The following is a 23,033-nucleotide window of genomic DNA, read 5'->3' as shown; positions in this document are numbered from 1 at the left end:
AACCCATGTAGAAAAAGCCGCTCTGTGCGGCTTTTTCTACATGGGTTCCGGGAAGCGCTTACTCCCCGAAACCACAGAACACTTCGCGCATCATCCTGAGCACGTCCAGCGTGCGGATGTCGCCCACCCGGTAGTAGACCCGGTTGGCGTCCTTGCGCGTGCGCAAAACGCCCTTGTCCCGCATAATGGCCAAGTGCTGGGAAATATTGCTCTGGGAAGTGCCAACCTGCTCGACGATGTCTTGCACGCTCACCTCCCTGTCTTCCAGCACCGATATGATCTTCAGACGCAGCGGATGCGACATGGCCTTCATCGCCCGCGATGTCTGTTCGATCTGGTCGTCGTTGAACAGCAAAGCTTTTCTCCTAATGTAGCCTGACATTTTTTTGATTTGACTGCGGTACAATAGTATCCACAAAACCAGATACTATCAAGGTTTTCTAATATTCTGAATGCGAATGCCATGAAATCCATCAAGCCAGTGTTGTTATTGATCCTCGACGGTTTCGGCCACCGCACGGAAGGCGATGACAATGCCATCCTGCACGCCAGAATGCCGGTATGGAACCGCCTGTGCGAACAGTACGCATACGGAACAATAAACGCCTCGGAAAACTTCGTCGGCCTGCCCTCCGGCCAGTTCGGCAACTCCGAGGTCGGCCATCTGAACATCGGCGCCGGCCGCATCGTCCAGCAGGACATCAGCCGCATCGACTGCGACATCGAGGACGGCCGCTTCGCCGACAATGACACGCTGCAGCAATCCATGAGCAAAGCTCAAGGTTCGGCCCTGCATATCCTGGGCCTGCTGTCCGATGGCGGCGTTCACAGCCACGAGAACCACATCCACGCGCTGATCCGCGCCGCCCAAGCCGCCGGCGTGCCCCAGATTTACGTCCACGCCTTCCTCGACGGCCGCGACACGCCGCCGCGCAGCGCCGAAACCTATCTGAAGCGCCTGGACGCGGCGCTGGCCGAGTGCCCGAACGCGCGCCTGGTTTCCGTGACCGGCCGCTACTGGGCGATGGACCGCGACAAGCGCTGGGAGCGCGTCGAGCCCGCTTATCGCCTGCTGGTGGATGGCGAGGGCCTGTTCCACGCCGAAACCGGCCTGGAGGCGCTGGCCGCCGCCTACGCCCGCGACGAGAACGACGAGTTCGTCAAGGCCACCGGCATCGGTGCGCCGGTGAAGATGCAGGACGGCGACGCGCTGATCTTCATGAACTTCCGCGCCGACCGCGCCCGCCAGCTGACCACCGCGCTGACCGACCCGGCCTTCGACGGCTTCCAGGCGCGCCAGCCCAAGTTCTCGTGCTACGCCACGCTCACCAGCTACGGCGAAGCCTACTCGGCCCTGCCGGTGGCCTACGCGCCGCAGAAGATCCACAACGGCATGGGCGAATACCTGTCGTCGCAGGGCCTGAAACAGCTGCGGATCGCCGAAACCGAGAAGTACCCGCACGTCACCTACTTCTTCAACGGCGGCGAGGAGCAGGTCTACCCGGGCGAAGACCGCATCCTGGTGCCCTCGCCCAAGGTGGCCACCTATGACCTGCAGCCGGAAATGAGCGCCGGCGAAGTCACCGACAAGATCGTCGCGGCGATCCAGTCCGGCCAATACCAGGCCATCTTCTGCAACTACGCCAACGGCGACATGGTCGGCCACAGCGGCGTGTTCGACGCCGCGGTCAAGGCGGTGGAGGCGCTGGACGGCTGCATCGAACGCTGCGTGGAAGCGATGCTGGCCGCCGGCGGCGAGGTGCTGATCACCGCCGACCACGGCAACTGCGAGCAGATGTACGACGGCCAGCACCACCAGCCGCACACCCAGCACACCACCAACCAGGTGCCCTTCCTGTATATCGGCCGCCCGGCCAAGATTCGCGCCGGCGGCTCGCTGCGCGACATCTCGCCGTCGCTGCTGAAAATGATGGGGCTGGAACAACCGGCGGAGATGACCGGTCAATCGCTGATCGACTTCCAATAATCGCCTCACGGAGCGGCGGCCATGCTCCGGCATGGCCGCCGTTATTGCCTCAAGCGAAAGAACATCAAGGGCATGAAACCTTACCTGCTGCTGGCCTTGCTGGCCGGCGCCGCCCAAGCGGCCAACACCAACGCCTCCTCTACCAGCCTGTCCGCCGCGCCGCACCAGCAGGACCTGAAAAACGTGCGCAAGGAAATCGACAGTCTGAGGAAGGATCTGGCGCAGAAACAGACGGTCCAGAAAGAGGCGCAATCCGCGATCCAGGAGTCTGAGCAGGCGATCACCCAGACCAAGCAGGCGTTGGCCACGCTGGAGCAGCGCCAGAGCCGCTCGGAGCAGCAATTGGCCGAGCTGCGCGGCAAGATCGAGCAAACCCGCGCCAAGCTGGCCGGCACCCGCCAGCGCGTCGGCCAGATGCTGGTGCGCCAGTACAAGAATGGCCGGCATGACGCGATGAAGCTGATGCTGAACGCCGACGACCCGAACCAGAGCGCCCGCGACCTCGCCTACTATCAGCACATCGCCCGCGCCGAACAACAGTTGGTCCAGCAGCTGGTCGCCCAGCAGCGGCAGTTGGAGACGCTGTCCGCGCAACTGGAACAGGAGCTCGCGCGGCTGAACAATTTGTCCGATCGCAAGTCGCAGGAAAAGAGCGATCTGGAAAAGGACAAGACTCAGCAGGTGCAGCAGCTGAACAAGGTGGCCGGCGAGATCAAGCAGGGCCAGAGCAAGCTGACCCAGCTGCAAGAGGATGAGAAGCATCTGGCCAACGTGATCGCCCAGATCAACCGCGAAATCCAGCGCCGCAAGGCGGAAGCCGCGCGCAAGGCCGCCGAGGCGCGCAAAGCCAAGCTGGCCGCCGCCCGCGAAGCCGCGCGCAAGGAAAACGAGCGCCGCCGCAAGCTGGCCGAGCAAGCCAAGAAACAGGGCAAACCGGTGCCGGAAGAAGCGAAGAAGCCGGTGATCGTCAAGGAAGAACCGGCCCAGAAGGTGGACGAGGTCGCCGACGACAGCACCTCCGGCCGCGCCTTCGCCAGCCTGCAGGGCAAGATGAAGATGCCGGTGGCCGGCCAGATCGGCGGCGCCTACGGCAAGCCGCGCAAGGAAGGCACCACCTGGAAAGGCGTGTTCATCCGCGCCGCCGCCGGCCAGCCGGTGCGCAGCGTGGCCGACGGCACCGTCGTCTATGCCGATGAGTTGCGCGGATTCGGCAAGGCGGTGATCATAGACCATGGCGGCAATTACATGACGGTGTACACCAATCTGTCCGCCATCGCCAAATCGTCCGGCGGCAGCGTCAAGGCCGGGGAAACACTCGGCAACACTGGATCGCTGGACAACGGGGAATCCGGATTGTACTTTGAAATCCGGCACCTGGGCCGCACCCTCAACCCGCAAGCCTGGACACGCTAAGGTGCCGGACACGGAGAATCAGCAAAGCATGAGCAGCCAAAAAATGAAGAAAATCGCATGGTTGGTGGCAGGCGCCATGGCCGGTGGCGTACTGACCCTCAGCATGCAGGCCCTGGCCGACAAGGAAGCCTCGCCGCTGCCGCTGAACGAACTGCGCACCTTCGCCGAGGTATTCAGCGTGATCAAGCAAAGCTACGTCGAGCCGGTGACGGACAAGAAGCTGATCGACGAAGCCATCAAAGGCATGCTGACCGGCCTGGATCCGCATTCCGACTACATGGACGCCGAGGAATTCAAGGAACTGCGCGAAGGCACGCAGGGCGAATTCGGCGGCCTGGGCATCGAGATCGGCGCCGAGGACGGCCTGGTCAAGGTGGTATCCCCCATCGAAGACACGCCGGCGCAGAAGGCCGGCATCAAGAGCGGCGACCTGATCATCAAGATCGACGACACCCCGGTGCGCGGCCTGTCGCTGAACGACGCGGTGAAGAAGATGCGCGGCAAGCCGGGCAGCAAGGTCACGCTGACCATCGCCCGCAAGAACGAAGCCAAGCCTCTGGTGTTCACGCTGGCGCGCGCGGTGATCAAGACCAAGAGCGTCAAGTACAAGATGCTGGAATCAGGCTACGGCTACGTGCGCATCGCCCAGTTCCAGGAGCATACCGCGGAAGACCTGGCCGCCGGCCTGCAGAAGCTGTACCAGGAGAACAAGCAGCCGCTGAAAGGCCTGGTGCTGGACCTGCGCGACGACCCGGGCGGCCTGCTGAACGGCGCCGTCGGCGTCGCCGCCGCCTTCCTGCCCAAGGACAAACTGGTGGTCTACACCGAAGGCCGCACGCCGGACGCCAAGATGCGCCTGACCGCCACGCTGCAGAACTACGCCCGCCAGAACGGCAGCGACCCGCTGGCCAAGCTGCCGGTGGCGGTGCGCAGCGTGCCGCTGGCCGTGCTGGTCAACGGCGGCTCCGCCTCGGCGTCGGAAATCGTCGCCGGCGCGCTGCAGGACCACAAGCGCGCGGTGCTGGTGGGCACGCAGACCTTCGGCAAGGGCTCGGTGCAGTCCATCCTGCCGCTGGGCAGCCAGGGCGGCATCAAGCTGACCACCGCCCGCTACTTCACGCCTAGCGGCCGCTCCATCCAGGCCAAGGGCATCACGCCGGACGTGGTGGCCGAGGACGCGACCCTCACCGCCGCCGACCAGGCACTGCGCGTGCGCGAGGCCGATCTGGAAAACCACCTGGCCAATCCCAATGGCGACGACAAGCCCGCCAAGACGGCCAAGCCCGCCGCCAAGCCGGTGCCGCCGCCGGCCCCCGCGCCGGAGAGCAAGGACAAGGAGCCGGCCGCACCGGAGGCCCAGGGCGGGCAGCGGATGCCGAATCCGAAAAACGACTACCAGCTGTCGCAGGCGCTGAACGTGCTCAAGGTGCAGCAGATCCTGCAGAAAAACGAGAACTGAGCTTCCAGTTCCCGACATCGTGCCGCCCGGTCCCGCCGGGCGGCATTTTTCATGCCGCCGCGCTTACTTTCCGAAACACAATGCCGCGGCAATCCTGATATTCTTGATGGTTATCCATCCCTTCCACCGGCCGGAGCCCGCCGCATGCTGACCCGCGAGTTCGTCCACACCTTCCGCGAAGCCGCGCCTTACATCAACGCCTACCGCGGCAAGACCTTCGTGCTGGCCATGGGCGGCGAAAGCCTGCTCGACGGCGACTTCTCCAGCATGGCGCAAGACATCAACCTGCTGGTCAGCCTGGGCGTGCGCATCGTGCTGGTCCACGGCATCCGGCCGCAGATCGAAACCCTGCTGCAGCGCCAGGGCATCGCCCCCCAGTTCCACCAAGGCCGACGCGTCACCGACGCCGCCACCATGGACATCGTCAAACAGGCCGCCGGCGCCACCCGCCACGACGTGGAGGCGCGGCTGTCGATGGGCATGCCGCACTCGCCGATGCACGGCTCCCACCTGCATGTGGCCGGCGGCAATTTCGTCACCGCACAGCCGCTGGGCGTGCTGGACGGCGTGGACATGCAGTACACCGGCCAGGTGCGCCGGGTGGACGCCGCGGCCATCCGCCAGCGGCTGGACGCCGGCGAGCTGGTGCTGTTGACCCCGGTTGGCTATTCGCTGACCGGCGAAAGCTTCAATCTGACCATGGAGGAACTGGCCGCCCACGCCGCCATCGCGCTGAAGGCGGAGAAACTGATCTACGTGGTCGAAGGCCGCGGCGTCGTCGAGCACGACGGCCAGCTGGTCAGCTCGCTGACCTCCCATCAGGCCGAAGAGATGCTGCAATCGGGCAGCCTGCCCGACGACGTGGCCACTTACCTGCCCTACTGCATCCGCGCCACCCGCGACGGCATCCCGCGCGCCCACTTGGTCAGCCGCCATCAGGACGGCGCGCTGCTGCTGGAGCACTTCACCCGCGGCGGCAACGGCACCATGATCGCCCGCGACCCGCTGGTCAAGGTGCGCAACGCCAGCATCGAGGACGTCGGCGACATTCTGGGCCTGATCCGCCCGCTGGAAGAACAAGGCATCCTGGTGCGGCGCAGCCGCGAGCGGCTGGAAGTGGAGATCGGCGAATACTCGGTGCTGGAGCACGACGGCAAGATCTACGGCTGCGTGGCGATGCACCCGTTCCCGGAGGCGGAAACCGCCGAACTGGCCTGCCTCGCCGTGTCGCAGGAGAAGCGCGACGGCGGCTTCGGCGAAATGCTGCTCAAGCACGTCGAATACCAGGCGCGCACCCGCGGCCTGCAGTCGCTGTTCGTGCTGACCACCCAGACCTCGCACTGGTTCGTCGAGCGCGGCTTCGCCGAGGCCGACAAGAGCTCGCTGCCGCTGGCCCGCCAGCAGTTTTACAATTACCAGCGCCGTTCCAAGGTATTCGTAAAGAAGCTGTAACAATTAACGGCGATGATGCCGCCACGGTTGGAACGGCGCGGGCTCTGTGACACAATAGCCTGTTGTTTCAATCCGATTTCAAGCAAGGATTTCAAGCGATGAGCCGAACCGTTAACTGCATCAAGCTGGGCCGCGAAGCCGAGGGCCTCGACTTTCCCCCGCTGCCGGGCGAACTGGGCAAGCGCGTTTACGAAAGCGTGTCCAAAGAAGCCTGGCAAGGCTGGCTGCGCTACCAAACCATGCTGATCAACGAGAACCGTCTCAGCCTGGCCGACGCCCGCGCTCGCCAGTATCTGGCCAGCCAGCTGGACGCCTACTTCTTCGGCCAGGGCGCCGACGCGCCGGCGGGCTATACGCCGCCGCAGAACTAAAGCCGTGAACAAGCCCTCCAAGCGAGGGCTTTATTGTTTCCGATCACCGTCATTTTGGCTCGCTACCGTATGTCACAACCGCAAGACTTGCTGCTGAACCGTGAACTGGGACTGATAGAATTCAACCGCCGGGTCCTGGCCCAGGCGGAGGACCCGGACCTGCCTCTGCTGGAACGCCTGAAGTTCCTCTGCATCGTCTCCTCCAATCTCGACGAATTCTTCGAGGTCCGCGTCGCCTGGCTGCAAGACGCGGCCCACGCCACGCCGGACCGCATCCTGGCCGATGGCTCCACGCCGGAGCAGGCGCTGGTCAAGGTGGCCCGCGCCAGCCACCAGTTGGTGCGCGATCAATACGCGGTGATGAGCGAAGTGCTGTTCCCGGCGCTGCGCGAACAGGGAATCGTCTTCCTGCGCCGCAGCGAATGGACGGAGCAGCAGCAGGAATGGGTGCGGAATTATTTCTTCCGCGAGCTGATGCCCATCCTGACGCCGATCGGACTCGATCCATCCCACCCCTTCCCCAAGGTGCTGAACAAGTCGCTGAACTTCGCGGTGGAACTGGAAGGCCGCGACGCTTTCGGCCGCGCCTCCGGCACCGCCATCGTGCAGGCGCCGCGCATCCTGCCGCGGGTGATCAAGCTGCCGGCCGACGCCTGCGACGGCCGCCCGCACTGCTTCGTCTTCCTGTCATCCATCCTGCACTCGCACGTGCATGAGCTGTTCCCCGGCATGACGGTCAAGGGCTGCTACCAGTTCCGCGTTACCCGCGACAGCGAGCTGTCGGTAGACGACGACGACTTCAAGAACCTGCGCACCGCGCTGCAGGGCGAATTGCGCCAGCGCCAGTTCGGCGACGCGGTGCGGCTGGAAATCGCCGACACCTGCCCGCAGCACATGGAATCCTTCCTGCTGACCCAGTTCAATCTGCAGCCGCGCGACGTCTACCGCGTCAACGGCCCGGTGAACCTGGTGCGGCTGATGCAGGTGCCCGACCTAGTGGACCGCGCCGATCTCAAGTTCGCGCAGTTCACCCCCACGCTGCCGCTGCCGCTGCAGAAAAAATCGAAGTCGTCGCCGCTGTTCGAAACGATACGCAAAGGCGACATCCTGCTGCACCACCCGTACCAGAGCTTCCAGCCGGTGATCGACTTCCTGACCCAGGCGGCGACCGATCCGCACGTGGTGGCGATCAAGATGACGGTGTACCGCACCGGCACCGACTCGGTGTTGATGGAGTCGCTGATCGCCGCCGCCCGCGCCGGCAAGCAGGTGACGGTGGTGGTGGAGCTGATGGCCCGCTTCGACGAAGAAGCCAACATCGGCTGGGCCAGCCGGCTGGAAGACGCCGGCGCCCACGTCGTGTACGGCGTCATCGGCTACAAGGTGCACGCCAAGATGCTGATGGTGGTGCGCCGAGAAGGCCCCGGCCTGCACCGTTACGTGCATCTGGGCACCGGCAACTACCACCCGCGCACCGCGCGGCTGTACACCGACTTCGGCCTGTTGACCTGCAACGAGGAAATCGCCAGCGACGTCAACGACATCTTCATCCAGCTGACCGGCCTGGGCCGCGCCAGCAGCCTGAAGCGGCTGTACCAAAGCCCGTTCACGCTGCACAGCATGATCATGGAGGCGATACAGCGCGAGACCGAGCACGCGCAGGCCGGCAAGCCGGCGCAGATCATCGCCAAGATGAACTCGCTGCTGGAGCCGCAGGTGATCCACGCGCTGTACCGAGCCAGCCAGGCCGGCGTGAAGGTGCAGCTGATCGTCCGCGGCGTGTGCGCGCTGCGCCCCGGCGTGCCGGGCTTGTCCGACAACATCTCGGTCCGCTCCATCGTCGGCCGCTTCCTCGAACATCCCCGCATCTTCTATTTCTACAACGACCACAAGGAAGACCTGCTGATGTCCAGCGCCGACTGGATGAGCCGCAACTTCTTCCGCCGCATCGAAACCTGCGCGCCGATCCTGGACAGCAAGCTGAAGCGCCGCATCATCAAGGAGGCGCTGCGCCTGTACCTGGAAGACAACGTCAACAGCTGGGAGATGCTGCCCGACGGCGGCTATAAACGCCGCTCCAGCCGCGGCAAGCCGCACTGCGCGCAGCGCGAGCTGCTGGCCTCCTACACCGGCAACCCCGAGGCGGAGTAAACGCATGGAAATACTCGGCTATATCGCGGCCGCGCTGATGGTGCTGGCCGGCCTCGCCGGCACCATCCTGCCCGCCATTCCCGGCCTGCCGCTGATGTTCGGCGGCCTGCTGCTGGCCTCCTGGCTGGACGGCTTCAACCACCTAGGCGCCGTCAGTCTCACCGTGCTCGCGGTGCTGGCCGCGCTGGGCCTGTTGATAGATTTCGTCGCCGGCCTGCTCGGCGCCAAGGCCACCGGCGCCAGCCGCCAGGCGCTGTGGGGCGCCTTCATCGGCAGCCTGGTCGGCATGTTCTTCGGCATCGCCGGCGTCATTCTCGGCCCGCTCGTCGGCGCCATCGTCGGCGAATTCATCGCCCGCAAGGACGCGTTCCAGGCCGGCAAGGTCGGCGTCGGCACCTTCATCGGCTTCATCGTCGGCGCGGTGGCCAAGGTGGCCTGCGCATTCGCGATGCTGGCCACCGCCGCGCTGGCGCTGGCGCTGTAACCCCCTGGCCATGCGGATGGACGGCGCAGCCATCCCGCACCAGGCGCGAAGATTTTGCTATGCTGCTGCGATCGATAGCGTCCGCCCCTTCAGCCGAGGACATTCGCCATGGCACTGCAGCACCTGATCTACGTCAGCACCGCCCGACGGGAGCTTAGCAACGCGGAACTGGAAACCTTGCTTGAGTCCTGCGTGCGCCACAACCTGCAGAACGACATCAGCGGCGTGCTGCTGTATGGCCCCGGCAACTTCATCCAGGTGCTGGAAGGCGAAGCCGAAGCCGTCGCCGAAACCTACCAGCGCATTCTGGACGACCCCCGCCACCACCATCTGATAGAAATCCTGCTCGAAGACATCGAACGGCGCAGTTTCGCCAACTGGCGCATGGGCTTCACTCGGCTGGACGATGAAGCCATCCGCAGACAGCCTGGCTTCGTCGATGTCTACGGCCCTGACTTCCAGCCCACGCGGCTGGCGGAGCGGCCGACGCTGGCGATGAACATGCTGCTGAGCTTCCGCGAAAATTGCCGCTGACTGCCGCACCGGCGCTCATCCGGGGCGCTGGACCCGCGCGGATTTCGTTATAATCGCCGATTAGTCCCATCCAACCAATGTGAACGCACTCATGGCCCAATACGTGATGTCGATGCTCCGCGTGAGCAAGATCGTCCCGCCCAAGCGGCAAATCATCAAAGATATTTCCCTCAGTTTCTTCCCCGGCGCCAAGATCGGCCTCTTGGGCCTGAACGGCGCGGGCAAGTCGACCGTGCTGCGCATCATGGCCAACGTGGACAAGGAATACGACGGCGAGGTGCAGCACCTGGCCGGCGTCAAGATCGGCTACCTGGAACAGGAACCGAAGCTGGACAATGACAAGACCGTGCGCGAGGAAGTGGAAAGCGGCATGGGTGACGTGATGGGCGCGCAGAAACGCCTGGAGGAAGTCTACGCCGCCTACGCCGAGCCGGACGCCGACTTCGACGCGCTGGCCGAAGAGCAGGCCAAGCTGGAAGCCATCATCTCCGCCGGCGCCGGCGACAATGTGGCGCTGCAACTGGAACTGGCCGCCGACGCGCTGCGCCTGCCGCCGTGGGACGCCAAGATCGGCCCGCTGTCCGGCGGCGAGAAGCGCCGCGTGGCGCTGTGCAAGCTGTTGCTGTCCAAGCCGGACATGCTGCTCTTGGACGAGCCGACCAACCACCTGGACGCCGAATCGGTGGAGTGGCTGGAGCAGTTCCTGGTGCGCTTCCCCGGCACCGTGGTGGCCGTCACCCACGACCGCTACTTCCTCGACAACGCCGCCGAATGGATTCTGGAGCTGGACCGCGGCGAAGGCATCCCGTGGAAGGGCAACTATTCGTCCTGGCTGGAACAGAAGGAAGAGCGCCTGGCGCAGGAAGCCAAGAGCGAAGGCGCCCGCATGAAGGCGATGAAGCAGGAGCTGGAATGGGTGCGCCAAAACCCGAAGGGCCGCCAGGCCAAGTCCAAGGCGCGTATCGCCCGCTTCGAGGAGCTGTCCAGCTTCGAAACCCAGAAACGCAACGAGACCCAGGAAATCTTCATCCCGGTGGCCGAGCGCCTGGGCAATGAAGTGATCGAGTTCGACGGCGTGTCCAAGGGCTTCGGCGACCGCCTGCTGATCGACAACCTGTCGTTCAAGGCCCCGCCGGGCGCCATCGTCGGCATCATCGGCCCCAACGGCGCCGGTAAATCGACGCTGTTCAAGATGATCGCGGGCAAGGAACAGCCGGACAGCGGCGCGGTGAAAATCGGCCAGACCGTGCAGATGGCTTTCGTCGAGCAGAGCCGCGAAGGCCTGGACGGCGACAAGACCGTGTTCGAAGACGTGGCCGCCGGCGCCGACATCCTGACCGTCGGCCGCTTCGAGATGTCCAGCCGCGCTTACCTCGGCCGTTTCAACTTCAAGGGCGCCGACCAGCAGAAGAAGGTGGGCATGCTGTCCGGCGGCGAACGCGGCCGCCTGCACCTGGCCAAGACCCTGCTCAAGGGCGGCAACGTGCTCTTGCTTGACGAACCGTCCAACGACCTCGACGTGGAAACCCTGCGCGCGCTGGAAGACGCGCTCTTGGAATACGCCGGCACCGTGTTCGTGATCTCTCACGACCGCTGGTTCCTGGACCGCATCGCCACCCACATCCTGGCGGCGGAAGGCGATTCGCAGTGGACCTTCTTCGACGGCAACTATCAGGAATACGAGGCCGACAAGAAGAAGCGCCTGGGCGAGGAAGGCGCCAAGCCCAAGCGCATCCGCTACAAGCCGATCAGCCGCTGATCCGCTGCGCATCGCCAAGCCCCCGCCCGCGGGGGCTTTTTGCCGCCCTCAATCCAGATAACGCGCCACGATTCGGGCGCTGGTGCCGTCTTCATGCAACTGCTTGAGCGCGGCGCCCAGCTTTTGCGCCATGTCGTCCGGCAAGCGCCGGCTGCAGGCCAGATAGATGCCGGTGCTCTGCAGCTTCATCACCTCGCGTATCGGCACGCCGCCGCTGCCCTGCTTCTTCACCATGTAGCGCGCCACCGGACTATGCACCGCCCAAGCCTCGGCCACGCCGCTGCTGAGCTCGCGGTAAGCATCCTCGGTGGTCGGCAGCTCGGAAAACGCCACCTGATGCTGCCGCAGCCAGTCCGCCATCGACGAGCCAAGCAGCGTCACCACCCGCAAGCCCTTCAGATCCGCCACGCCGCGAAGCTGCAGCTTGCTGCCGGCCGCCACGAACAGCGATTGGCTGCTCTCGTCTATCAGCCCCACCCAGCGGTAGGTATCTTCGCGCTTGGGCGAACGGGTCAGCGGCAGCAGGCAGCCGCTTCCCTCAGCCTGCACCTGCATCTGCGCCCGCTTCCAGGGCAGATCGACATATTGCGCGCGCACTCCGCTGCGCGCCAACGCCTGCGCCAGCAACTCTACGGCGATGCCATGGGGGGGACGGTCAGTGCCTTCGCGGATCACGAAGGGCGGGTAATCCACGGTATACAAGTTGATTGATGGCTCCGCCCGACAAAGGGAACCTATGCAGCACAAGCCAAGCCAAAACCATTTCCTCATCGCGAAGCCCCGTTCCTCCCCGCGCCCGGACAGCAGCCCGGACAGCGGACGGTGATAGAATCCCAAACCATGTCCTTGCGTACCCTTATTCTTTGTAGCAGCTTATTGCTGGCTGCCTGCGCCACCCCATCCTCGCCGAGCGCGCCTGCGCCGGCGGGTTATTACCGCGTGCAGCCGGGCGACACGCTGTACCGCATCGCCCGCCAGAACAAGCAGAGCGTCGCCAACCTGGCGCGCTGGAACCAGTTAGCCGACCGCTCCAGCATCCAGGCTGGCCAGTTGCTGCGGGTTCAGCCGCCAAGCGGCGCGGCCAAGCCCGCTTCATCCGGCGCTGGCAAGCCTGCGGCGTCGAAGCCGGCGGAGACCAGGCCGGCCCCGCCGCCGGCGAAGCTGGACATCAAACTGCAATGGCCGGCCGACGGCGCGCTGATTTCCGGCTTCGACGGCAACCGCAACAAGGGGCTCGATCTGGCCGGCAAGGCCGGCGACCCGGTGCGCGCCGCCGCCGCCGGCAAGGTGATATACGCCAGCAAAGGCATACGCGCCTACGGCAACCTGCTGATCGTCAAGCACAATGAAAACACGCTGACCGTCTACGCCCACAATCAGAAGCTGTTGGTGCAGGAAGGCCAGCAAGTGAGCGCCGGCCAACAAATCGCGACCATGGGCGACTCCGGCGCCAACCGGGTGATGCTGCACTTCGAGCTGCGGCTGGGCACCCGGGTGGTGGATCCGGCCGCCTACCTGCCGCCTCGCTGACCGCCTACGCAAGCCGAGCACGAACAGCGCGCCAGGCTTCGCTTGCCCGCGGCGGCGGCTTGGCCTAAGCTCGCCGCTGTCGCACCCTCGCTCCAAATACAATGAGAACATTCAGCCTGATGCTGTTATGCGCGCTGCTGGCCGCTTGCGCCGACACACGCCCCCTCCCGTCCTCCGCGCCGGCGCTTCTGCCCGAAGCCGCGCCGCCGCCGACAGAACCTCTGCCCCAGCAGCCCGCAATCGTCGAGCCGCCACCCACAACTCCCACAACGCCACCCGTCAGCCAGCCCAAGCCGCTGCCGGCCTCGCGCGCCTTCATCGTCGCCGCCGTGCCAAGCAACGCGCGCGACCGCCAGGGCTGGATCGCCGATATCGACGCCGCCTTCCGCCACCTGCAGATTCCCGCCACCGCCGACAATGCCTGCGCGCTGGCCGCGGTGATCGAGCAGGAGTCCAGCTGGCAGGCCGATCCGGTGGTGCCAGGCTTGCCCAAGATCGTCTGGGGCAAGATAGAGGAGCGCGCGCACCGCTACCTGGTGCCGCTGACCGTGGTAAAGGGCGCGCTGTTGAAAACCTCGCCCAACGGCCAGAGCTACAAGGCGCGGATAGACAACCTGCGCACAGAGCGGGAAATGAACCTGCTGTACGAGGACATGTCGCGGGAGGCGCAAAAACTGGGCCTGCCCATGGAGATGAAGAATCCGATACGCACCGGCGGGCCGATGCAGGTCAGCGTGGAATTCGCCGAAGGGCACGCCAGGGTCTGGCCCTATCCCTATCCGGTGCAGGGCAGCATACGCCACGAAGTGTTCAGCCGCCGCGGCGGCGTCTACTTCGGCGCCGCCATCCTGCTGCAGTATCCGGCCCCGTACCGGGACATGCTGTACCGCTTCGCCGATTTCAACGCCGGCCGCTACAGCAGCCGCAACGCCGCCTTCCAGGCCGCGCTGTCGCGGCTTTCCGGCCGCAAGCTGGCGCTGGACGGCGACCTGTTGAACTACCAGGGCAAGGCTGCCTCCGGCAGCCAACAGGCCGCGCTGTCGCTAGCCGGCCGGCTGGGCATGAGCGCCGCCGCCATCCAGCGCGATCTGCAGCTGGAAAAAAACGCCGCCTTCGGGCAAACCCCGCTCTACCGGCAGGTGTTCGCGCTGGCGGACAAGCAGGCTGGCCAGGCGCTGCCGCGCGAGCGGATGCCGCAGATCGACCTGAAAAGCCCCAAGATCAGCCGCAAGCTGACCACCGAGTGGTTCGCCAAGCGGGTGGACGGCCGTTACCGCCAGTGCCTGGCCCGCGCAGCCGGCGCGCGCTGATGCGCTGGCGCTGACGACGTCATATAATGCCCACGCAACGGCCGGCCCCTCCGGCCGTTTGTGCATTCAAAAAAACAGCGGCGACGCCGCATTTGCTCAGGTTGAACCCATGCCTTCCACTTTTTCCTATTTCCGCGGCTCGCTGATCTTCAGCGTCGCCGTGCTGGCCGCCGTCGCCTGGTACGGCCACATGCGCGGCGGCGCCGAGCTGGCCGGCGCCTTCCTGCTGACCACCGCGGTGCTGGCGGTGCTGGAAACCAGCGTCTCCTTCGACAACGCGGTGGTCAACGCCACCGTGCTCAAGGCGATGAGCCACCGCTGGCGGCAAGTCTTCATGACCGTCGGCATCGCGGTGGCGGTGTTCGGCATGCGCGTGCTGTTCCCGCTGCTGATCGTGTCCACCGCCGGCGGCGTATCGCTGGCCGAAGCCTTCGCGGTGGCGACCCGGCAGCCGGAGCGCTATCAGCAGATCATGCACGACAGCCATCTGATGATCATGGGCTTCGGCGCCACCTTCCTGCTGATGGTGGTGATCGAATATTTCGTCCAGCACGAGAAGGACGAGCACTGGCTGCCCGGCATCGAGCCGTTGCTGGCCAAATTGGGCAGCGTGGAGAACGCCCAGTCGCTGGTCACCATCCTGGTGGTGGCCGCCATCGCCGCGCTGCTGCCGGCCGGACAGAAAATGGCTTTCATCAGCAGCTGCTTCTGGGGCTACGTGGTATTCATGGTGCTGCACATGTTCAAGCAGCTGTTCGGCGGCGTGGACATCCAGACCGCCGCCGCCAAAAACGGCCTGATCGGCTTCGTCTACCTGGAGGTGCTGGACGCCAGCTTCTCGATGGACGGCGTGATCGCCGCCTTCGCCATCACCAACGATTTCTGGCTGATCGCCGCCGGCCTGGGGATAGGCGCGATGTTCGTGCGCTCGCTGACCCTCTACCTGGTGGAGCGCGATGTGATGGGCCAGTTCAAATACCTGGAAGTTTCAGCGTTCTGGGCGATCGCCGCGCTGGTGGCCATCATGTTCGCCGCCGCCCTGCACGTTGAGTTGGGCGAAGTGACCACCGGCCTGATCAGCATCGCCATCATCGGCCTGGGCGTGCTGACCAGCCTGCCCTCGCGCAACAAGCGCTGAGCCGCTGCCGCGGACAGGAAAAAGGCCGGGGTTTCCCCCGGCCTTTTTCCATCCCGACCCGGCGCCCCGCGCGGGGCAACCTGGTCAGGCGGAAGTGCTCAGCAACGCGCCGACGCCGGCATTGGCGCCGGGCTGGTTCTGCTGCAGATCCTTGGCCAGATTCTGCAGGAACGCCTGCAACGAAGACGACTGCCCAGACTGCCCCGAAGTCAGTCCCAGCGCCTGCTGCAGGCTCTGGAACGCGGACTGGATGCCCGAGGTGGCATTGTTTTGCGTGCCATTGGCAAGGTCTTGCAGCAGTTGCTGCAGATTGTTCTGCAAACCGCTGTAGCCGCCGACCGCCGCGCCGCCATCCTGATCCCGTCCTCCGGTGTCGACATCGCCGTCATTGTCGGAGGCCGAAGCCGAGGTGCCGGAGGAAGACGCGCCCTCCTGCTGCAAGGCCTGGAACAGCGAATGCATGAAGGTGTGTATCGCCTGCTGGCTGCTGCCGGCCGCGCCTACGGCGCCGTCGCTGCCGCTGTCGGATGCCCCGCTGCCGTCGCTGGAGGAGCCGGACGAAGCCTGCTGCAGCAAGCCTGATTGCTGCAAGGCCTGCAACACGCTCTGCGCGAACTGGCCGCCGCCTCCCCGGTGGTGATGGCCGCCGCCGCCCTGGACGGCGCCGCTGCCCGCTGACTGTCCCGAATCCGAAGAGAAGCTTTCCTGTATGTCCACTTGCGTGTACTGCAAAGAAATGGAGCTATTGCCGAGAGAACTAACTGACATGATGCTCTCCTTCCAAGGAAGAACCGAATGGCCCACGCCCAGCCTGCGCTGATATCGGTATATCGGCACCCAGACTGCGAAGCACAGCAACAAAATGCAAATCTTTGTTAATTCAAGGAAAACATCAAAATGGCCATTCCGCAAGGTTGATCAGCATCGGTCCATCTTGGCCGCTACTCAAACTCAGGCGGAAGTGTTGACCAGAGAGCCCAGAGCCCCGACGAGTTCAGCGGGCTGTTTTGCCGGGTGACCAGATTTTGCAGGAAATCATGCAATGAGCCCTGCCGCGACATGGAGGCGGCGGCCGAGCCGCCCAGCGAATGCTGCAGATTGCGGAGGGCCGAAGCCAGGTGCTGCGTGGCGCTGCTCTGCACGCCGTTGCCGACATCCTGCAGCAGCTTCTGCAGATTGTCCTGAAACGCGCCATACCCATCGGATGGCGAGCTGCCGGAATCGCCGCTGGAGAAACTCTCGGCCTGCACTGCCTGGTATACCGCATGGACAAAGGTATGAAGCGCCTGCTGGGCCGCGCCGGCCTGGGTCTCACCGGATGCCCCGCCAGCCGTGCCAGGCCTGGACTCTCCCGCCGCGCTTGAGGCCGACACATTGATCCCGCTCAGCAGCAAAGCCAGCATGACGCTTTAGCCGAAGCCGCCGGCAGATTGGCCGCCCCCAGAAGAAGCGCCAACGGTCTGCGGCGCATCAGCGCCATTCTGTGCCAGCGGAGGGGAAAGCGGATCGACCGCAGGCGTGTAGCCAATAGACGAGCAGGGGTTACCGATGGCGCCGATGGACATGGCACACTCCTCTCAACCAGTGCCACGTCCGCGTTCCAGCCAGCAAAACCCGGGCACCATCCGGAAACAGGAATCACTAGTATATTTAAAATGATAAATAAATACACATTGCTTCGCTATAAGCACAGAATGGTAGGCAGGCCATCCCAGCCCCGTCGGTTAAGCATTGCCACTTAACCGCTTGCGCCCTAATCAAATCCGCGCCAGCAGCCCAAGCGCCGCCAGCGTGCCCGCCGCCGCCACACCGTAGGTCAGCGCCTTGGCCAGCGGGCCGCCATGGACGCCGACATCGTGCAGGCTGTGGTAGATGCGGTGCGCCGCATGCCACAACAACAGGCTGACCAGGCACCACAACACCGCCTTGCCCACCAGGCTCTGCGCCAGCGCCAGCATGCCCTGGTAACTGGCGGCTTTGACCGGCAGCCAGCCCAGCGGCGCGGCAAAGCCGGTGAGTAAAACCAGCATCGGCCCGCACAAGGCCGCCAACATGCCGCCAGCGCCGAACAGCCCCCAAAAGATGGGCGCATGAGAACGCTTCAATTGCCGGTTTTTCATTGCGAGATCCCCCAGACGATGCCTAGAAGCGCCAGGCTGGCCAGCAAGGTGGCGGCAAAGCCGCCGGCGGTGATGGCAGCAGCGGACACGCGCCTGCCGCCGATGATGACCGGCGGCAAGGTGCGCGGCATGATCTTGAACCAGGTGTAGCCGTGGTAGCCGATCATCGCAAGCAGGATCAGGTGAAACAGCAGCGCCAGCGGGCTCTGCAGCGTCGCCATGAAACCATTCCACGCCGCCTCGCCCTGGCTCAGCCGCCACAGGCCCCACAGCAGCACGAAAGCGTAGGCGGCGACGAACAGCGCCGTGCCCTCGTGGATCATGTACTCGATGAAATAAGGGTTCTTCTTCCACCAGCCGTCCATGGGCCGGACATAAGGCTTGCGCTTGCTCATTTGCATGCTCCCTTCGGCCTGGCGAATCGCAGGAAATAATCCTTGGCCACCGCGGTCTTGTTCAGGTTGACCGCGTTGGCCGGGTCCACCGCCTTGGGGCAGACTTCCGAGCAGTAACCTACCGCGGTGCAGTTGAACACACCCTCCTGCGCGGCCAGCAGCTCCATGCGCTGCCCGCAAGCGCCGTCGCGGCTGTCCTGGTTGTAGCGATGCAGCAGCGCGATGGCGCCGGGGCCAAGGAAGTCGGAATTCAAGCCATACTGCGGACAGGCGGCGTAACACAGCAGGCAGTTGATGCAGCCGCTGAACTGGGCATACCAGTCCATCTGCGCCGGCGTCTGCTTGTATTCGCCCTCGGATAAAGGCTTGTCTTCCTTGGGCACGATATAAGGCGTGATGCTTTCGAGTTTCTCGATGAAGTCGTCCAGCACCACCACCAGATCGCGCTCGATCGGGAAGTGGTTCAAGGGTTCGATGCGCACTTTGCCGGGGTAGTCGCGCAGAAAGGTTTTGCAAGCGAGCTTGGGCACGCCATCCACCATCATGCCGCAGCTGCCGCAAATGGCCTGGCGGCAGGACCAGCGGAAGGCCAGCGTGCCATCGAGATAATCCCGGATGTATTGCAGGCCCTGCAGCACCGACATGTCGTCGCTGTATGGCACATCGAAGCCTTGCAGCCACGGCTTCTTGTCCTGCTCGGGCCGGTAGCGCAGCACCTCGATATGGATGGTTTTGTCCATCATGCCTGTTCTCCTTGTTCTGCGGCCACACCCGCCGCGCCATAAGCGCGCACGCCGGGTTGGGACGTGGTGATCTTCACTGCGCCGTACTCGATGCGCGGCCCGGCATCCGGCTGATAAATGGCGTGGCTGTGCTTGAGAAAGTTGGCATCGTCTCGCGCCTCGTAGCCATCCAGCCGCTGATGCGCGCCGCGCGACTCCTTGCGGTTCAACGCCGAGTGCGCCATCGCCTCGGCCACGTCCAGCTGGTAACCCAGCTCGATGGCCAGCAGCCAGTCGCTGTTCCACACGCTGGACTTGTCTTCCACGTTGACGTTGTTGAAGCGCAGCTTCAGCTCGGCCAGCTTGTCGCAAGTAGCGCGCATGCTGTCTTCCATCCGGTAGATGCCGCAGCCGGCCTCCATCGTTTCCGCCATCTCGCGCCGTAGATCGGCGATGCGTTCCGTGCCGTCCTTGGCCCGCAACGCATGCAGGCGGGCCTCCGCTGCTTCAGCCTGTTTCAGCAGCCGCTCGCGCTTGGCCGGCTTGCTGTCGCGGGCGAAGCGCGCGGCCTCTATGCCCGCCACCTTGCCGAACACCGACAACTCGGCCAGCGAATTGGAGCCCAGCCGGTTGGCGCCGTGAATGCCGACGCTGGAACACTCTCCCGCCGCGTACAGGCCGGGCATGGGCGCGGCGCAATGGCCATCCACCAGGATGCCGCCCATGGTGTAGTGCACCGCCGGGCGCACCGGGATAGGTTCCTTGGCCGGATCGATGCCGAGGAATTCCTCGGCCAGCTCGCAAATCTGCGGCAGCCGCTCGCGCAGCTTGGCGTGGCCCAGATGGCGCAGGTCCAGGTATACGGCGTAACCCCATGGTCCCTGCACGGTGCGGCCCTTCTGCTGCTCGTACCAGAAAGCCTGGCTCAGGCGGTCGCGCGGGCCCAGCTCCATGAACTTGTTGCGCGGCTTGTCCTCGGCCGGCCCCAGTCCATAGTCCTGCAGGTAGCGGTAGCCGTCCTTGTTGATCAACAGGCCGCCCTCGCCGCGGCAGGCCTCGGTGAACAACAGCCCGGTGCGCGGCATGCAAGTGGGGTGGTACTGGACAAACTCCATGTCCCTGAGCGGCACGCCGTGGCGGTAGGCCAGCGCCATGCCGTCGCCGGTGACGATGCCTCCATTGGTGTTCTCGCGAAACACCCGCCCCGCTCCGCCTGTGGCCATCACCACCGCGCCGGCCTCGATCAGCAGGCTTTCGCCACTGGCGATCTCGATGGCCAGCACGCCGCGCGCCTGGCCGTCCTCGACGATCAGGTCGGCGCAGAAGTATTCGTCGAAGCGCTGGATGTTCGGAAACTGGATCGACGTCTGGAACAAGGTGTGCAGCATGTGAAAGCCGGTCTTGTCGGCGGCGAACCAGGTCCGCTCTATTTTCATGCCGCCGAAGGCGCGCACATTGACGCTGCCGTCGTCCTTGCGGCTCCAAGGACAGCCCCAATGCTCCAGTTGCACCATTTCCTGCGGGCACTGGCGGACGAAATACTCCACCACGTCCTGCTCGCACAGCCAGTCGCCGCCGGCGACGGTGTCGTGGAAGTGGGCGTCGAAGCTGTCATGGTCCTGCTTGACCGCCGCCGAACCGCCCTCCGCCGCCACAGTGTGGCTGCGCATCGGATACACCTTGGACACCAGGGCGATCTTGAGCTTGGGATCGAACTGCGCGGCAGCGATGGCCGCCCGCAATCCGGCGCCGCCGGCGCCGACTATCACCACGTCTGCTTGGTAGGTCTTCACGGACTCCCCCTCGTCAGAAATAAAAATGCGTCAATGCGTAGGCCGCCGCCGTCGACACGCCCACCCCGATCAGCCCCGGCATCATGAAGCTGTGGTTGAGCAGGTATTTGCCGATGCGGGTGGTGCCGCTGCGGTCCATATTGATGGCCGCCAGGTCGCTGGGATAAAAGGCGAAAAAGAAATAGGCGTAGCAAGACGGCATGATGGCAAGCAGTTGATGCGGCGTCAGGCCCAGCGCCAAACCGAACGGCACCATGATGGTCAACGTGGCGGCCTGGCTCTTGACGAAGGCCGACACCGCGAACATCGCCAGCGCGAAGGTCCACGGCGCGTAGGCCACCATCACCTTGATGTTGTCGACCAGGAAGGCCTCGTTGGCCTTGACGAAGGTGTCGCTCATCCAGGCGATGCCGAAGATGGACACCACGGCGATCATGCCGGCGGTGAATACTTCGGAGCGGGCGATCACGGCGGCCTTGGCCTTGGACAGGAAGAGGATGAAGGCGCCGAAGGCCAGCATCACGAACTGCACCGCCGTCGTCATCGGCACCGGCTTGCCCTTGCCGTCCAGCGGCAGCCAGTGCGGGAACAGCGCCAGCAGCACCACCAGCAAAATGCCGGAGAAGAACAGGACCACCGCCGGCTTGGCGTGGGCGGGCAAGGTCTTGTCCAAGGTAGTGACGGATTTTTCGATCGAGGCGCGGAAGTCCGGGTCCTGCAGCCGCGCCTGGTACTCCGGGTCCTGATCCAGCTCGGCGCCGCGCTTCAGGCTCCAGAAGGCCGCAGCCAGCACACCGATCAAACCGGCGGGAATCGTAACCATCACGATTTGCCACAGCGTCAGCGGCTGGCTACTTTTTGCCGTCATCGCCAGCAAGGACGTCACGGCAGCCGCCGCCGGGCTGGCGGTGATGCCCATCTGCGAGGCGACGCTGGCCATGGCCATCGGCCGCTCCGGCCGGATCTTGGTTTTCAAGGACACATCGGCGATCACCGGCAGCAGCGAATACACCGCATGCCCGGTGCCGACGCACATCGTCAGCAGAAAGGTGGACAAGGGAGCGAGGAAGGTGATCTGCTGCGGATGCTTGCGCATGACTTTTTCCGCCTGCTGCACCAGGAAATCCAGCCCGCCCGCCACTTGCAGCGTGGCCGAGGCCGTCACCACCGCCAGGATGATCAGCATCACAGTGATCGGCGGCTCGGCCGGTGCCACCCGGAATACGAAGGCCAGCACGGCCACACCTAGCCCGCCTATCATTCCCAACGCCACGCCGCCGCGCCGGATGCCGATCAGTATCGCCGTCAACAGCAGCGCGAATTCAACCCAGAAAGTCCACATGTCCCACTCCCCGCGGCCGCCACGCCGGCTCCGTACGAGCCAAGCCGAAGACACGGCCGCTTGCTATTGGGATCGTTTATAGGGCAAGCGCGGAGACGGCTGGTAGACCTTGATCAAGCAAGTGGAAGGCGCGTTGACAAGATATGAATCCAGCATCGCGAATCCGGAACAAGTTTGAGGCAGAACAAACAAAAAGCCGGCGCAAGGCCGGCTGACAGGATGCTGCGTCCGCTTGGAACGCGCGCTTAGAACCTGTTCAAAGTCTCGCGGGTAAGAGCGAGACAAGGCGAAAACGAGCGAAAAAGCGGAATGTACAAGTGGTACATGAGCATTTTGAGCTTGTTTTCAACGCCGTATCGCCGAAGCGCAGCAGACTTTGAACAGGTTCTTAGAGACGGTAGCTGCTGCCGGTCATCACTTTGGCCGACAGCTTCATCGCCGCCTTCACGGGCGCGGGCAATTCCGCCGCGCCCAGCTCATGCGCCATTTCGGCGTGCTGCAACTCGTCGTCGCGCATCTGGCAGACGATGGCGCGGCTTCGGGCGTCATCCGGCGGCAAGGCGCTCAGATGGCTGTCCAGATGGGCGCCGACCTGGCGCTCGGTTTCCTGCAGAAAACCCAGATTCCACTTGTCGCCCAGCACGCCGGCCGCCACGCCCAGCGCCAGCGAGCCGGTGTACCACAGCGGATTGAGCAGGCTGGGCCGGCCGCCCAGCTCGCGGATGCGGCGCTCGGTCCAGGCCAGGTGCTCCACCTCCTCCCGCGCCGCCTGCCTCAGGGCTTCGCGCGCGGACGGATCGCGCGCGGTCAGCGCCTGGCCCTGGTACAAAGCCTGCGCGCATACTTCGCCGCAGTGGTTGACTCGCATCAGCCCCAGCGCGTGGCGCTTCTCGGCCGCGGAGAGATCGGCCTCGTCGACGCCCTGGTCCGGATGCGCGCGGGCGCTGTGCGCCGGCGCGCACAATGTGCGCAGGCCCTTGTCCAGTTCGGTGATCAGCTTGTCCAGCATCGGCGCGTTCTTCCTCGCGTGAATGGCGTCAAACGGCCGATTATACCTTGCGGGCACAGCGCAG

The 23,033-nt window shown here is 64.7% G+C and carries 23 protein-coding genes; 12 read left to right on the top strand and 11 right to left on the bottom strand.

Features of this window, described 5'->3' with window-relative positions:
- Nucleotides 1–58: 58 nt before the first annotated feature.
- Nucleotides 59–355 (bottom strand): ArsR/SmtB family transcription factor, encoded by a 297-nt coding sequence (locus LQR33_RS01250; RefSeq protein WP_021475094.1) that lies wholly within the window; start codon nt 353–355, stop codon nt 59–61.
- Nucleotides 356–463: 108 nt separating this feature from the next.
- On the opposite strand from LQR33_RS01250, the gene gpmI reads away from it, so the two are divergent.
- From gpmI to ettA, 9 genes are all read left to right on the top strand, one after another.
- Nucleotides 464–1,987 carry a 2,3-bisphosphoglycerate-independent phosphoglycerate mutase gene (gene gpmI, locus LQR33_RS01245; protein ID WP_231467079.1) on the top strand — a complete coding sequence of 508 codons (1,524 nt, stop codon included), beginning with the start codon at nt 464–466 and terminating at the stop codon, nt 1,985–1,987.
- A 72-nt stretch (nt 1,988–2,059) separates the two neighbouring features.
- On the top strand, nt 2,060–3,400 hold the full coding sequence (locus LQR33_RS01240) for a murein hydrolase activator EnvC family protein (protein WP_231467077.1): 1,341 nt from the start codon (nt 2,060–2,062) through the stop codon (nt 3,398–3,400).
- Between the two features lie 43 nt (nt 3,401–3,443).
- Nucleotides 3,444–4,859 (top strand): S41 family peptidase, encoded by a 1,416-nt coding sequence (locus tag LQR33_RS01235; RefSeq protein WP_166438000.1) that lies wholly within the window; start codon nt 3,444–3,446, stop codon nt 4,857–4,859.
- A gap of 144 nt (nt 4,860–5,003) precedes the next feature.
- Nucleotides 5,004–6,311: an amino-acid N-acetyltransferase gene (argA, locus tag LQR33_RS01230; protein ID WP_166437999.1), complete on the top strand. Its 1,308-nt coding sequence runs from the start codon at nt 5,004–5,006 to the stop codon at nt 6,309–6,311.
- Between the two features lie 98 nt (nt 6,312–6,409).
- A complete protein-coding gene (locus tag LQR33_RS01225; protein ID WP_021475089.1) occupies nt 6,410–6,682 on the top strand; it encodes an oxidative damage protection protein in 273 nt (90 codons plus the stop codon).
- Nucleotides 6,683–6,751: 69 nt separating this feature from the next.
- Entirely contained in the window at nt 6,752–8,833 is a 2,082-nt protein-coding gene (ppk1, locus tag LQR33_RS01220; protein WP_166437998.1) for a polyphosphate kinase 1, read from the top strand.
- A gap of 4 nt (nt 8,834–8,837) precedes the next feature.
- On the top strand, nt 8,838–9,317 hold the full coding sequence (locus LQR33_RS01215; RefSeq protein ID WP_221669019.1) for a DUF456 domain-containing protein: 480 nt from the start codon (nt 8,838–8,840) through the stop codon (nt 9,315–9,317).
- 108 nt (nt 9,318–9,425) lie between these two features.
- On the top strand, nt 9,426–9,851 hold the full coding sequence (locus LQR33_RS01210; RefSeq protein ID WP_021475086.1) for a BLUF domain-containing protein: 426 nt from the start codon (nt 9,426–9,428) through the stop codon (nt 9,849–9,851).
- Between the two features lie 91 nt (nt 9,852–9,942).
- On the top strand, nt 9,943–11,610 hold the full coding sequence (ettA, locus tag LQR33_RS01205; protein ID WP_166438160.1) for an energy-dependent translational throttle protein EttA: 1,668 nt from the start codon (nt 9,943–9,945) through the stop codon (nt 11,608–11,610).
- A gap of 48 nt (nt 11,611–11,658) precedes the next feature.
- Here ettA and LQR33_RS01200 read toward each other — a convergent pair whose 3' ends face one another.
- Entirely contained in the window at nt 11,659–12,303 is a 645-nt protein-coding gene (locus LQR33_RS01200; protein WP_231179227.1) for a substrate-binding periplasmic protein, read from the bottom strand.
- A 147-nt stretch (nt 12,304–12,450) separates the two neighbouring features.
- Between LQR33_RS01200 and LQR33_RS01195 the strand changes: the two genes are divergently transcribed.
- The 3 genes from LQR33_RS01195 (at nt 12,451) to LQR33_RS01185 (ending at nt 15,588) form a co-directional block, all read left to right on the top strand.
- The gene (locus LQR33_RS01195; protein ID WP_166437994.1) at nt 12,451–13,140 is read left to right on the top strand and encodes a LysM peptidoglycan-binding domain-containing M23 family metallopeptidase; all 690 of its coding nucleotides are present in this window, start codon (nt 12,451–12,453) and stop codon (nt 13,138–13,140) included.
- A gap of 101 nt (nt 13,141–13,241) precedes the next feature.
- Nucleotides 13,242–14,450, top strand: coding sequence for a DUF1615 domain-containing protein (locus LQR33_RS01190; RefSeq protein ID WP_231467075.1), 1,209 nt, complete (start codon nt 13,242–13,244; stop codon nt 14,448–14,450).
- 109 nt (nt 14,451–14,559) lie between these two features.
- Entirely contained in the window at nt 14,560–15,588 is a 1,029-nt protein-coding gene (locus LQR33_RS01185; RefSeq protein ID WP_166437992.1) for a DUF475 domain-containing protein, read from the top strand.
- An 84-nt stretch (nt 15,589–15,672) separates the two neighbouring features.
- Here LQR33_RS01185 and LQR33_RS01180 read toward each other — a convergent pair whose 3' ends face one another.
- From LQR33_RS01180 to coq7, 9 genes are all read right to left on the bottom strand, one after another.
- Nucleotides 15,673–16,356 (bottom strand): hypothetical protein, encoded by a 684-nt coding sequence (locus tag LQR33_RS01180; protein WP_231467073.1) that lies wholly within the window; start codon nt 16,354–16,356, stop codon nt 15,673–15,675.
- Between the two features lie 173 nt (nt 16,357–16,529).
- On the bottom strand, nt 16,530–16,991 hold the full coding sequence (locus LQR33_RS01175) for a hypothetical protein (protein ID WP_221669018.1): 462 nt from the start codon (nt 16,989–16,991) through the stop codon (nt 16,530–16,532).
- A 6-nt stretch (nt 16,992–16,997) separates the two neighbouring features.
- The gene (locus LQR33_RS01170; protein ID WP_221669017.1) at nt 16,998–17,153 is read right to left on the bottom strand and encodes a hypothetical protein; all 156 of its coding nucleotides are present in this window, start codon (nt 17,151–17,153) and stop codon (nt 16,998–17,000) included.
- 192 nt (nt 17,154–17,345) lie between these two features.
- A complete protein-coding gene (frdD, locus tag LQR33_RS01165) occupies nt 17,346–17,708 on the bottom strand; it encodes a fumarate reductase subunit FrdD (RefSeq protein ID WP_231467072.1) in 363 nt (120 codons plus the stop codon).
- Nucleotides 17,705–18,103 carry a fumarate reductase subunit C gene (locus LQR33_RS01160; RefSeq protein ID WP_221663534.1) on the bottom strand — a complete coding sequence of 133 codons (399 nt, stop codon included), beginning with the start codon at nt 18,101–18,103 and terminating at the stop codon, nt 17,705–17,707. The genes frdD and LQR33_RS01160 overlap by 4 nt, the downstream gene beginning before the upstream one ends.
- A complete protein-coding gene (locus LQR33_RS01155; protein WP_231467070.1) occupies nt 18,100–18,846 on the bottom strand; it encodes a succinate dehydrogenase/fumarate reductase iron-sulfur subunit in 747 nt (248 codons plus the stop codon). Before LQR33_RS01155 ends, LQR33_RS01160 begins: the two co-directional genes overlap by 4 nt.
- Nucleotides 18,843–20,618: a fumarate reductase (quinol) flavoprotein subunit gene (gene frdA, locus LQR33_RS01150; protein ID WP_231467068.1), complete on the bottom strand. Its 1,776-nt coding sequence runs from the start codon at nt 20,616–20,618 to the stop codon at nt 18,843–18,845. The genes LQR33_RS01155 and frdA overlap by 4 nt, the downstream gene beginning before the upstream one ends.
- 13 nt (nt 20,619–20,631) lie before the next feature.
- On the bottom strand, nt 20,632–21,960 hold the full coding sequence (locus tag LQR33_RS01145; RefSeq protein ID WP_231467065.1) for an anaerobic C4-dicarboxylate transporter: 1,329 nt from the start codon (nt 21,958–21,960) through the stop codon (nt 20,632–20,634).
- A 388-nt stretch (nt 21,961–22,348) separates the two neighbouring features.
- Nucleotides 22,349–22,969: a 2-polyprenyl-3-methyl-6-methoxy-1,4-benzoquinone monooxygenase gene (gene coq7 / locus LQR33_RS01140; RefSeq protein WP_221663532.1), complete on the bottom strand. Its 621-nt coding sequence runs from the start codon at nt 22,967–22,969 to the stop codon at nt 22,349–22,351.
- Between the last annotated feature and the right edge of the window lie 64 nt (nt 22,970–23,033).

Source organism: Chromobacterium piscinae, from assembly GCF_021129175.1.
In the GTDB taxonomy this organism is placed as follows: domain Bacteria; phylum Pseudomonadota; class Gammaproteobacteria; order Burkholderiales; family Chromobacteriaceae; genus Chromobacterium; species Chromobacterium piscinae.
Note: the sequence above shows the minus strand (reverse complement) of the source record. Positions and strands in the feature narration are given on the sequence as shown.